Consider the following 13,308-nt stretch of genomic DNA (forward strand, 5'->3'; position numbering starts at 1 on the left):
TCTTATTCCCTATATTTTGATGGTGGAACTCCAAATTGGTCTTTGAAGCATTTGCTAAAATAATAAGGGTTATCAAAGCCTACTTCGTAAGCAACTTCAGAAACATTCATTACGCCCGACTTGAGTAATTCTGCAGCGTGCTTTAATCTCATAACACGTAGATATTCATTGGGCGTATATCCCGTAATGCCTCTTACTTTGCGATAGAAAATTGTACGTCCGATATGTAGCATATCTGCAATCTTCTCAACAGAAAGAGTTTGATCACTTATTTTAGACTCAATAATGGCATTAAGGCGACGAGCAAATGTATTATCTTGTTCTGTAGCACACAATGTTGGTCTTATCGTTTCAAGATTTTTGGAAAATTTCTGTTTTAGCTTCTCGCGTTGATCTAATAGCTGGAAAATCCTTGCGATAAGTAATTGGGGGCTGAATGGTTTAGTAACATAGGCATCTGCCCCAGACTCTGTACCCTCAAGGTGACTTTCTTCATTGCTTAGAGCTGTGAGAAGAATTATAGGAATATGACTTGTTTCAAAATTATTTTTTAGTCGTTTTGTTAATTCAAAGCCATTCATTCTCGGCATCATAACATCACTAATGATTAGGTCTGCATCATAATCTTTTGCTTTAGCAATCCCACTTTTACCATCAGATTCAGTTTCTATTTCAAAATAAATGCTTAACTCTTCAACAAGGAAGTCACGTACATCATTATCATCTTCCACTAATAGGATTTTTTTCTTATTAAGAGGCTTTGTATTATTAACGTTATTGAGTGTTTCTTCTTCTTTAAAAGGAATACTTGCTTTTATCTCATCTTTTAATATGGGATTATCCTTAACTAGAAAATCAGATTCGTCATAAACACTTTTGTCTGTAGGAATATTTACTGTAAAAATTGAGCCTCCATTGGTATTCTCTTTATATTCAATTGCGCCATGATGAACAATAACAAGTTCTTTAGTAAGATGAAGTCCTATTCCAAAACTTTCTCCGGTATAACTACTTTGCATAAATCCATTAAATAATTGTCCACGCTTTTCTTTTGGTATTCCAACACCAGTATCGGTTACTGTTATTGTCATTTCTCTATTAAAGTTAATAGCTACAGATATATTACCCCCGGATGGTGTGTATTTGAATGCATTTGAAAGAAGATTAAATACTATTTTGTCAAGATGCCTTTTATCTATAAACATTATATAAGCATCTTCTGATGACTCAATAGTAAAACTAATATTTTTAGATTCGGCTGCATCTTCAAATGTCATGCACAATTCCTTGATAAAGTGTACGACGTCTGTTTCTTCTAAGGCAAGAGCTAGTTTTCCTGCTTGCATCTTTCTAAATTCAAGAAGCTGGTCGATCAGTCTTAACATCCTTCTTACACTCTTATCCATAGTATGTATAGACTTATCAAGTTCACTCTGCCAATGGTTTATTTTTACAATTCTGGCTTCTTTCTCCAGAGAACCTGCTATCAATGTAAGTGGCGTACGGAATTCGTGTGCTATATTGGTAAAGAATGACAATTTATATTTTGTCAGTTCTCGTTCAAGTTTAACCTTAGTGCGGAGTTCATCCTTCTCTTTAATATTCTTAACTATGAAATATATTGTAATTACAATTAATATAATGTATATCATAATAGCCCATGCTGACATATAGAAAGGTGGTCTGATAACAATACTCAACACGCTCTCATTTCCCCACTCACCATCAGTATTGCATGCTTTTGCGTGTAATTTATATTTCCCCGGAGGAAGATTCTTATATGCGGCCCATGCATTAGGTGATGTCACACTCCATGTATTATCATAACCTTCCAGCCAATAAGTATATTTTACATTTTTTACATCAGAATAGTCTAGTGTAGAAAAATCAATAACAGGTGAATTGTTTTTATAATCAAGAATCATCGTGTCTGTATAAGGTTGAGATGTGAAAACAAGTCCCATCTTATCATAATAATGATGTAGCTTACTGGGGTTGATAATAGTAAGTCCATAATATCCACCTAATAATATTCTGCCATCATTAAGGCACACCGCTGAATTTTCATTGTAAACGTTACCCATTTGATTTGGGTCCATATAATAATTGTCAATGGTGTTTTTATCGTAATTAAAGCATGATACACCTTGTTGAGTAGATATCCAGTAATTTCCTTTTTTATCTTCAACAATAGATTGGGTCATATTGTTTATTAGTCCATTAGACTGATTGTATTGCTTAAATTTTAAGTTCTGGTATCCGTTCTTGAAATCCGTAACACATATACCTTCACCAGGTAGGGTAATCCATACACGATTTTTTTTGTCAATCATAATATCGTGTATTTCAGAACCTTTTTTATATCTGTAGTATGCTAAAGTATTATTGATAAGTTTGTTAGGATTGAATACAATAAGTCCACCTGTGGACCCCATCCATATCCATCCGTTTTTGTCTATTTTCAGGCATCTTACTTCATTTGTTCCAACGCTGTCGGAAAACATGTTTTTGACATGATATCCATTGCCTTTTTTCCATGCAACACTTAAACCGTCTCCATAAGTTCCTATCCACATTCTTTTCTTACCGTCCATAGTCATGCAGAAGACATTATGGTCTTTGAACGAGAGTCCTTTTATACCATATATACCTTTGCCGCGTGTACCTATCCAAGTATTGCCATCTTCAGCTTCTTTTATAGCATATACATTTGAATCGAAGTGTTTCTTTAATATAAGATGCTTCATATCCGGACTATATTTGTACAGCCAGCCTGCTCGAGTTGACACATAAATATCTCCATCCTTGTTTTTGGAAATCATTCTTACCACATTAGAGAATGCCATGTGTTTGTTTTCATCCGGCAATATTCGTTCTGTAGTCTTTTCAAGTACCTCAATATGAGCTATTCCACCAAATTCAGTACTAACCCATACACTACCGTTACGGTCCGCAATCATGTCAAGAATATGGTCTGAGGCAATTGGCGAGTCTTCACTCCCATTTGCAGTAAAGTGTTGGTGCTGTTTAAGGTCTTTGCTGTATACAAATAGTCCATTACCATATGTCGAAATCCAGATTAACCCATGTTTATCTTCTACTATATGATAACGTTCATAGTCGATATAGTTTGTTTCGTTTCTTGGTAATAGATTTAAACTTATAAGACCTTTATTGGTAACCATTCTTAATATTCCTGTCTTATTATATATCCATTTCCTGCCTTTATTGTCAGTTATAACTTTACCATTGTTGATATTCCATTCACCAGTACAGCATCTTACTTTAGAATTCTTGATGTCAACAGAATAACTTCCGGTATTAGTGAATATAATCCAGTTACCCTTCCAAATGATACCTCCTATATATGATTGCTCCTTACTGAATCCTATATTTAGTAAGAATCTTACTTTATTTCCATTCAATTGATATATGCTTCCATCATCAGAGAGAAGCATTCGTTTATTGGCAAATTTCATTATCTTTACAAAACTTTTACCTCGGTATGCAAAGATCAGTTTATTATGAGTCTGAATATACATCCTGCCGGGTGTGCATAATATTATCCTGTCTGAGTTGATGGCGTCAAACAATATGATATTATCAGAACCAATATTGTTTTTGCCAAATCTTTCTGTCCGAAATTTACCGTCTTTTAAACTAACTTTTAAAGCTCCTTCTTTTTTCCCGTATAACCAAATAGTACCGGCTTTTAATATTTTTGAATTTGTAAAGTGTGGCTTAGGTTTACCATACATATAATCAGAATTCTGTCCACTTTTTAAATTAAGGCATGAAAAGACCTCAGAAGTGCAAAAGAGCCACATGTTCTTATTTTTGTAATCTTCCTCAATAGATTTTATCCTGTTATCATCAAGAGAACCATAATTGGCATTACGTTTAAATATTACCATCCTGTTTCCATCATAGCGTGCCAGTCCATTGTGAGTACAGAACCACATAAAGCCTTTCCTGTCTTGGTATATCGATGAAATGGAATTTGACGGCAATCCATCTTGTATAGTCAGCTTCTTAGATCTTATCTGTATAGGCAAAGACAGCGTGTCAGTACGAATAGATTCTAAAGTTTTACTAACATTAGAATCTGTTCGTCTTGTCTGACTACAACTGGAAATCATGCAAATAGTGATGCAAAATACAAGGAACCTAAATTTATTCATATCAACACAAATTTTGCAAAGGTAAACAAATAAAGCAAAATATCAAAATTTACCCTTTAATCAATATATTATTATGGCAATCTTTTAAGTCCATCCCATTGTACATTCCAATTTCCATCTTTAGGAAAACCGGGATTCTCAATTGTATTGTTGTCCCATCCTGCGCACATCATTGCTATAGACATTAACAAGCCTCCATTACCAGGTAGATACAACCTTAATCGTTCATCTTGATAGTTGTGTCCATTTATCAGGTATGTATTTTTCTGTTGTTTCATCAGTAATGCATCTACAGCTTTCTCAGGTTCTCCCATACGAGCAGCACACATAGCCATCATAGGATAATCCCATCCCCAGGTAGTTTCCCATTTCCAGTTTTTCCATATCCAGTTTTCAGTTTTCTTCATTATATCCATATTTACCTGATGACTGTTATATGGTAATAAACCTACGGCCCCTAGAACTGCAGGATGGTCGCTGTACATCTTTTCGTTTACATAAGAGTCTGGTTGTGTTTCAGCAGCTAGATAGAGACTGTCTTTTGATGCTAAAGGAGAAATCTTTGATATGATGTCATCCCAATGCGCATTTCTTTTTTTACCCATTCGTTCACGCCATTCTTGAGCTATCTGAAGGGCGTAATGCCAATAAGATAATTCAAATGGCGGATTTTCCGTGGTTGCTGCAGGCAAGGTCTCTTGTGCCGCTATACAACCTTTTAGTATGTAGCGTTTGCCAATTGAATCGTATTGCGCAAAGTCTCCCATAAATTCAGCTGTCTCTTCTACAAGTTTAGCATATTTATCAAGTACAGCCTTCGAATTGTCAACTCTATAAAGAAGTTCAGCAAGATAAATGAGATGAGGCTGTTGCCATATAAGGAAACTACCTACGTTAGAAGGAGCTTCTTCACCACTTGGATCTGTCATCTTCATCCACCTAACACCTTTGAATCCTTGCCTTTGGGCTATCTCTCTGGCTTTCTTTTCAACTTTAAAGTACCATGAAAGTGAGCGATCAAGCATCTCTGGATGTCCCCATAGGGCAAATTGGGCCTGATGCCATAAAATCATTTCTAAATGGAATTTACCGTACCATGAATTGTATGTAAGACCAGTCTCTTGAGGAGGTGTATTTCCTCCATCTTGGATGGCAAGTAGATATTGGCTCAATACAATTCTACGCTCTAACTCTTTTGCTCTTGGATCTTTGCACTGTGAGAAGTCAACCATTGCACCTTTGTTCCAATAGCTATTCCAGTATTTCTCTGATCTCGATTTCGCTTCGTTAAAAGTTTCGTTATTATGTGCATATTTCTCAGTGAAAAGACATGTAAAACTCAAGGATTTTTCTTTTCCATCCAATACATAATAATTCTTTTTCTGTTTTCTAATTTTAGCCTTACCTTGCCAATTGATAGAAACATAATAAATCGTTTTGCCAATTGTATGTTTGAATATAGCAGAATGATAGTTGCTATAAACAAGTTCGGTAGAGTGTAAATTGTCTGCAAGCCAATTGCATGCATCATCAGAATGACCTCCAGATGGGTAAGGAAATTTTAGTTTTATAGAGATTCTCCCATTAGAAATAACATGTGATGCGATCATATCAAGAAATGGATCGCATACCGTGCTTACAGTATATTTATTACCATTATAATCGAATTTGCTATCAATTAAACCTTGCCACATATCCAATGTCTGGCTAATTGAATTTACCTTATTGGGGTTATTTCCTAATTCTAATCCAACGATTCCCAAGTGCAATCTATGAGCGTTAACGCGAAACCAATCACAAGCAGCTCTTTGTCTTGCATTATCTTTAATCTGAACAGAATAAAGTTCTTTTCTTCCGCGGCCAAAATCATAGCCTCGTAAAGTTTCTTCTGATTTATATCCCTTTGGATTGTCAAAAGAATGCCAACCCCAATCGCTCATGGTTCCGAGAGGCACACCATTGCTGTATGTCTCAGGAAATGACTGAAGGCCTGTTGCATCAACGGTAAAAGAAAATCCTCCATTGCCTACTGACAGGGAGCTAAGGGAGTCTATAGCTGTGACATGAGGATTATTTCTCTGCACGATAGCGTGCTTGTCTATTGTTATATTTCTTCCTGCAGCAGAAACGCTAATTAGGAGAGTCAGTATAAAAATTCTAAATTTCCGGTTCATATATTAATTATTATTTATCTTAATGCATCTTATTAAGCTAGGATTAGTGCAACTATTAGAAAAGTCTATCTTTAAAGCATCTTTATCCAAGGTTAAATGTTCAGCATTAATAGAATCCAATTTTACATCTTAAATCATTTATTATCTGTTATTTTTAATGAACGTGATGATTCATCAACATAATTACCACTATATGATTGCTCGTCAGGCACCATTGAATTGATTATGCCCTCGTCTGATCCCAAATTATCAGTATAACTGAAAATATCCATTTATAGTGTATATCTTAGGTAAACTTATTAATATGCTACCTAATATCTATACATTATCATTATTAATTCTTTTCATAATATTAGTATCCATCTTCAAGTTTAGCATCTATAGTAAATATATAATTTTCAATATTAGTATATCCATTTTCTGCAATTAGAGAAGCATCATTGGGATTATTCTTATCTAGGCCATATTTGTCTTCGAAAGAGTCTGGCATTCCATCATTATCTGAATCTTTTTTAGCTTTGCCTATTTTAAGTTTAGGCCATCCTCCTGCTTCAGTCTGACTATTAATAATTCCAGTAGGACTAAATGCTGGTTTACCTGTTCTTACTTCTTTTATTATAGAACAATCGTAAGAATCACGATTTCGACTACAACCGACTTGCTGAAGAACCTTATCATACATATTCATAGGCATTTGTTCTTTTATAGGTTCATATTCAAAAGGGTGGCCAACAAAACTACTCATAGGATTGGGCCCTCCAACTCCTTTCCAATTATCAGCAGTGATAGAATCACATTTTTCGACGACATTCCCAGATATAAAATATAAGCTTGTCCCATCTTCTGAGACATCAAGTAAATGAGGTCTAATACTTGCAGGTCCTGGCTTGTAATAGTTCCCAACGAAGTTTATTTCTCCGTATTCTCCGCCACCATAAGCTGCTTTAAAACCATAGTTCCAAACTACGTTATTACGAAAATCTACATTTTTTGTATTAGCGACTGAAGAAAAACGAGGGTTCCTACTTGTATTATCTGCTAAGAGATTATGATGCCATGTGGCATTTTTTCCGCCCCAAATTCCTCCAAATCCATGTGCGCCTTTGGTGTGATGACTTTTAGCCAAACTTTGACTCATCATACACCACTGAACAGTTAAGTTAGAGGTCTTATATAATGAAAAACATTCATCAATGCTCCAACTTGCACTTACATGATCGACGATAACATCATGTTGTTTATATCCTCCGCCTGTAACCGAATCATAATCATGTGGATATTTATCTCCTACACGGACACGAAGATATCTTATAATAACATTAGATGCGTCTATACTCAATGGGCAGTCTTTCAGACAAATACCATCACCTGGTGCTGTCTGTCCTGCTATCGTAATAGAGTCATTCGTAATGCGTAGGGGGGTCTCCAATGAAATTGTGCCGTCTACGTCAAAGACAACTATCCTAGCACCTTTATAATCAATGGCATCTCGTAATGAACCTGGACCATGATCATTTAAATTAGTAACTTTAATGACCTTTCCTCCTCTGCCTCCACAGCTATATTTGCCCCAACCTTCTGCTGTTGGAAATGCAATAAGACGCTTTGTCTGTTTAGATGCATAGACATGAATGGATAAAATCGATGCGAAGAAAATTAAACCAAAAGAAAATTTTGTCATAACTTTATATTATATTTAAGTCCCTCTTAGATAAAATATATTATTTAAGAGGGACAAAAATACTAAATTAACTAAAATACCTTTATTAGTATAATGGATGTTGCTGTCCTTCCAAACCCTTATTAATGTCTATAATAGAAGTTGTATTTAGGGGCAAAATCTCTACTTGATTTTTAACCAAACCACGGAAAAGTGATGTTGTCATCCATGCTTCTTTCTTATCAATTTTATGAAGGTTATTGGTAAAGCCATCAGTACCCATGAACATGTTCTGAACTTTATAGCCCTGCTTAGCGTATACAATCGAGTCAGATTGGGCAATTGGAGTATATTTCATAGCAACAATTGGCTCATTGAATCCAGAAGGCTTCTCTGCTTTATAAGCTGCATACTGTAACTTATAATCTGAGAAACGGCCTTCACCGTTTGCCAAATCAAGCAAGTCTTTTTTTGTCTGAGTCAGTGTTTCATATAGAATGTTCCAACGGCAAAGATCTGTACGGCGCAGACCTTCGAATCCAAATTCTAAATAACGTTCGTCCTGTATTGCTTTAAGGAATGCGTCATGTCCAGAAGGAATATTACCTATTTTAGTAACATCACCACCAAAAGCACGGGCTCTTACCTGCTTCAGCGCATCTATTGCTTCGCTGTTGGCACCATTATTCAGCTCATTCAAAGCTTCGGCATACATAAGCAATATGTCAGAATATCGAAGAATAGGAAAGTCGATCTCACGCGTGCTGGCATTTATACCAGCATCGTTCTTCCAATCTACGCGGAATTTTCCAATCGTGTTGCTTGGCAGACCGTTAAGTTGTCGTTCTCCATTTTTGTCTTTTGTACCAGCATAACCATAGTTACATATAGACACGTCACGGCGTGTATCCCCATTTCCAAAATTAAAGTAATACACAGGATTAACAATCATTTGAGGTGCAGTTTTTCCATAAATAGTATTTGTATGACAAAAAATACCATTTGTATAGCCTACATTATAGCTATTAACTTGAGAACTATATTGTCCGATCTGTAACATTGTCTCATTATCGAACTTCTTTTCAAGTATATCGCGGAATACTGTTTCATATTTGGGCATCAAAGAATTTTCCTTTCTATCTATCACCGCTTTACAGGCATCAGCTGCTATCTCATAAAGTTCTTTGATACGTGCCTGATTAGAGCGCTGAGCCATCTTCACTGTAGTAGGATCATATGTATTAAGATCCCATCTTAAAGAATAGCCTGCAGCGTAAAGGGATATACGCGCAAGGATACCATATGCCGAATTCTTTGTAAATCTTTCTGATTCACTACTTACGACGTTCTCACTTTCCCATGACAATAATTGGGTTGCACTCTGCATATCTGCTATGATATGGTCGTAAATTGTATCACGGCTTGTACGTGAAGAATAGAACGTAGTTGCGTCTGAAGTTGGTGTCGTTATAAATGGCACATCACCGAAGTAACGAACAAGATTAAAATAATTTTCCGCCCGTATAGCCAAAGCTTCGCCTAATAGATAATTCAACTTTTTCTGTTCCGAAGAGTTCGAAGAACTCATTTTCTTTAGATTTTTTATACATACATTTGCATATTCAATACCCTGATACATGGCATTATATAGACCTGTAGGTGAATTGGAAGATGTATAAACATAATTAGCTATCTGGTTCTTTGAGTTAGTTTCTCCTTCTGTAGAGAAACACTCGTCGGTACCCATGCCAAGTTGATAGAAATATTCTCGATTGAATGTTTGAGGATAACAACCTAATACAGCCATTTCTGCTTTATTTGCGTCTTCAAATACTGATTCTGAATCATATTTTGATTGTGAAGGTATATCGATGTAATCATTACACGAAGTGGTACCTAGCAACAAAATCGTCGCAATTCCAATATATATAATATTCTTTTTCATTTGTTCTCTTTCATTAAAAGGTTAAGTTCATACCGATAACAAAACTCTTAGAGCGTGGGTAGGCTGAATTATCAATACCTGGAGTAAGGGCACTAGACGTTGCGCTGACCTCAGGGTCGAAACCACTATAACCGGTAATGGTAGCAATATTATTCAATGTAGTATATATTCTCATATTTTGTACTTTAATCTTCTGCATCCATACCTTAGGGAATGTATAACCTAGAGTGATGGTACTAAAACGCAAATAACTTCCGTTTTCTATATAGCAGTCGAGTGGGTCTGAGATAGCTATCTTATTATCTGCATGTACACTCCACATCTGACCCTTTGAATACTGATCAGGATTGAGTTCGGACAGTCTTGAGAGATTTTTTGTCTCCTTGCCAGTAATAGGGTCAATGAGAGTGAATCTGTTGGCCATACTTGCTAGAGTATTTTGATTAGGTAGGTAAGGTCCGATATATCTCTGAGTATTCATGTTGAAGACGTCGCCACCTACAGAAAAGTTGAGAAATACGGATAGATCGAAGCCTTTATAACGAACTGTATTATTCATACCTCCAACGAAGTCTGGATTGGCATTGCCTATTACAGTACGGTCATCTGTACTCCATACAGGATTCCCGTCTTTATCCGTTTGATTGGCTGTACATACATATTTTATATCACCTGGTTTGATATTCGACCTTGTTGCTCCTTTTAGTGAAGGAACTCCATTCTTGATGGTATATGTTCCATCTGCATTTTGTGTGAAATCGTCTGTTGTATAGACACCATCAGTTTTATATCCATAGAACTGACCTAAAGACTGGCCTTCTACTATATAAAATAACATACGAGAATCATAATCTTGAATCATATAGTTGTTGGCATTATCACCGCCATAAAGTTTCAATACTTTATTCTTATTGAAGGCGATATTGAAGTCTGTTGTCCACGTGAAATCCTTCGTTCGGATATTCGTAGAATTTAATGTGATTTCGATGCCTTGATTTCTTACTGAGGCCAAGTTCTGATATTGATAACTGTAACCTGTTGATGTAGGAATCTTATTTTTTATCAACAAATTTTTAGATTTGTTGTTATAGTAATCGATACTACCGTTTAGGCGACTATGAAAGAATCCGAAGTCTAGTCCAACATTTATAGTAGTTGTTTTCTCCCATTCTATCTCCGGATTACCTACAGTACCTCCAGGCACTAATGTTGATATAACTTCTGTTCCATTTGTATAATATCCAGCTCCATAGTCGGTAGCATACATATTATTATCAATATTATCATTACCAGTTGTACCAAATCCTACTCTTAACTTTAGATTTGAAAGCCAGTCACTTGTATTTTTAATCCAAGGCTCTTCTGTGATACGCCATGCTGCGCTAGCAGATGGGAACAAACCCCACTTATGACCTTTGCTAAACTTAGAACTACCATCGGTTCGAAGTGTAGTTGTAACAAGATAACGTTCGTTCCAATTATATGATGCACGACCAAAGAATGAAACAAGAGCCCTGTCACTAATGCCTGATCCCCAGGCATAAGGTTTAGCCATCGTTACATTGTTTAATCCAAAATTGGCCTCTGGAAAGTTGTGATATTCGTTATCAAGATTCATGTTATTTAGATGATATACCTCATGACCCAGAAGAATATTAAGATGATTTAGACCAAAATTATTGACCCAGTTTAGAGTGTTTGTTATCTGATAAGTAGAACTCTCTGAATTGTTGCGTGAACCATAGGGGCCACCATTATTTTTTGCTAAACGTGTGAGACCCTTATCCCATATGTCAGAACGAGTTTGACCCCATGTATAACTTCCAGCTGTACGCCATGTGAAATGTTTGAGAAAATCGAATTCTATACCGGCATTTGTTGTCCATAGACGTCTATAACTTTTGTTGTCTATACTTGAATTGCTTATAAGTGGATTATCAATATCATATTGAGAGTCTATTGCCATCATTTCCTCTGAGAGATCTTCTCCTAGCATTTGATCGTCTGTAAAACGTACACCGCCGGTTGCCGGTTGTAGTATGACATTCTTCAACGAACCCGCCATTGACCCACCACCTTCTACTTTGGTGTTTTGGAAACTAGTACTGAAGTCAAAGCGAATACCTTTCCATAGCTCATGGTTTAATTTTAGTCGGATTGAATTCTTATCTAATCCATGTTTGGATAATATACCATCTTCACCTGTATAGTTGTAAGACAATAGATATTTGGTCTTATCATTACCTCCACTGATACTGAGATTATGATTCATAGAAAATCCTGTGCCACCAAATACAGCCTTTTGCCAGTCTACGCCTGCACGATTGGCGTAATCTGTATTTATACGATTGTAAGCTCCTGTATAAAAGTCGGAAGCGTTAACATCTCCACCATAGAAACCGGCAAAGTTGGTCTGGTTCCCAGCTAGAACTTGCAATTCGTATTCGTATTTGACATAATCTAGTGTATTTAGTACATCAAGTTTCTTACCTAGCGAATTCCAACTATAATAGACATTATAGTTCACCTGTGTTTTACCTGCTTTGGCATTCTTTGTTGTAATAATAATAACTCCATTTGCACCACGTGCACCATATATAGCGGTAGACGAGGCATCTTTCATGATATCGATAGTCTGTATATCATTGATATCCACTTGCTGAAGGGCGTTTTCCATCTCAAATCCGTCTACAATATATAGAGGTTTTGTACTTTGTGTGATAGAGGTTCCTCCACGGACTGTTATATTGATGTCAGCTCCAGGAGCACCACTTTGGGAGACAATGCTTACACCAGCAGCCTTACCAGCCAGGGCTTGAGCTGCTGTTGCTACTGGACGTGAAGCCAAATCATCAGCACCCACACTTGATGTCGCACCTGTAAGATCGGCTTTTCGTACTTTTTGATAACCTATAGCTACAACTTCATCCAATATTTGGTTTGAAGGTTTTAGTTTTATATTAATGTTTGATCTTCCATTAATATTTACTGTCTGAACGTCATATCCAACATAGGATATTACTAGTTGTTTTGCATTTCCGGGTACAGAGATTGAATACTTACCGTCAATGTTTGTTACAGTGCCACCTTGTTGACCCTTTACTTTCACGGTAGCACCGATAATAACATCTGCATCATCGGAAACAACACCCGAAATCTTTAAGGTCTGGGCCATTAGTGCAACAGGCATACTTATCAATAGTATCATTAATAAGTACATCTTTGATTTCAAATTGCTCATTATTGTTTATGTTTATTAGATTGGTTTTTAATTACACCATATTATCGTTCGCAAAAGTATTAAGTATATGGTGCTTATCGAATACAAAATCATCCAATATCATATAT

The 13,308-nt window shown here is 36.2% G+C and carries 6 protein-coding genes; all 6 read right to left on the reverse strand.

All coding sequences use genetic code 11. The features are described from left to right. Positions 1 to 2 precede the first annotated feature (2 nt). Positions 3 to 4,181 carry a hybrid sensor histidine kinase/response regulator transcription factor gene (locus XYLOR_RS12050; protein ID WP_084608612.1) on the reverse strand — a complete coding sequence of 1,393 codons (4,179 nt, stop codon included), beginning with the start codon at positions 4,179 to 4,181 and terminating at the stop codon, positions 3 to 5. A gap of 71 nt (positions 4,182 to 4,252) precedes the next feature. After that, positions 4,253 to 6,355: a hypothetical protein gene (locus XYLOR_RS12055; protein WP_036879944.1), complete on the reverse strand. Its 2,103-nt coding sequence runs from the start codon at positions 6,353 to 6,355 to the stop codon at positions 4,253 to 4,255. Between the two features lie 134 nt (positions 6,356 to 6,489). After that, the gene (locus tag XYLOR_RS13855; RefSeq protein WP_154655735.1) at positions 6,490 to 6,627 is read right to left on the reverse strand and encodes a hypothetical protein; all 138 of its coding nucleotides are present in this window, start codon (positions 6,625 to 6,627) and stop codon (positions 6,490 to 6,492) included. A gap of 80 nt (positions 6,628 to 6,707) precedes the next feature. Next, positions 6,708 to 8,036, reverse strand: a complete 1,329-nt coding sequence (locus XYLOR_RS12060; protein WP_036879947.1) for a pectate lyase family protein — start codon at positions 8,034 to 8,036, stop codon at positions 6,708 to 6,710. 85 nt (positions 8,037 to 8,121) lie between these two features. Continuing rightward, complete coding sequence (locus XYLOR_RS12065; RefSeq protein WP_036879948.1) at positions 8,122 to 9,960, reverse strand: RagB/SusD family nutrient uptake outer membrane protein; 1,839 nt, start codon at positions 9,958 to 9,960, stop codon at positions 8,122 to 8,124. Between the two features lie 13 nt (positions 9,961 to 9,973). Then, positions 9,974 to 13,201, reverse strand: a complete 3,228-nt coding sequence (locus tag XYLOR_RS12070; RefSeq protein ID WP_051508999.1) for a SusC/RagA family TonB-linked outer membrane protein — start codon at positions 13,199 to 13,201, stop codon at positions 9,974 to 9,976. Positions 13,202 to 13,308: the final 107 nt, after the last annotated feature.

This window comes from Xylanibacter oryzae DSM 17970 (assembly GCF_000585355.1).
Classification (GTDB): domain Bacteria; phylum Bacteroidota; class Bacteroidia; order Bacteroidales; family Bacteroidaceae; genus Prevotella; species Prevotella oryzae.

Coding starts and splice junctions, on each gene's coding strand:
- XYLOR_RS13855 (WP_154655735.1), bottom strand. CDS start 6,627: ATGGATATTTTCAGTTATACTGATAATTTGGGATCAGACGAGGGCATA.
- XYLOR_RS12070 (WP_051508999.1), bottom strand. CDS start 13,201: ATGAGCAATTTGAAATCAAAGATGTACTTATTAATGATACTATTGATA.
- XYLOR_RS12055 (WP_036879944.1), bottom strand. CDS start 6,355: ATGAACCGGAAATTTAGAATTTTTATACTGACTCTCCTAATTAGCGTT.
- XYLOR_RS12065 (WP_036879948.1), bottom strand. CDS start 9,960: ATGAAAAAGAATATTATATATATTGGAATTGCGACGATTTTGTTGCTA.
- XYLOR_RS12050 (WP_084608612.1), bottom strand. CDS start 4,181: ATGAATAAATTTAGGTTCCTTGTATTTTGCATCACTATTTGCATGATT.
- XYLOR_RS12060 (WP_036879947.1), bottom strand. CDS start 8,036: ATGACAAAATTTTCTTTTGGTTTAATTTTCTTCGCATCGATTTTATCC.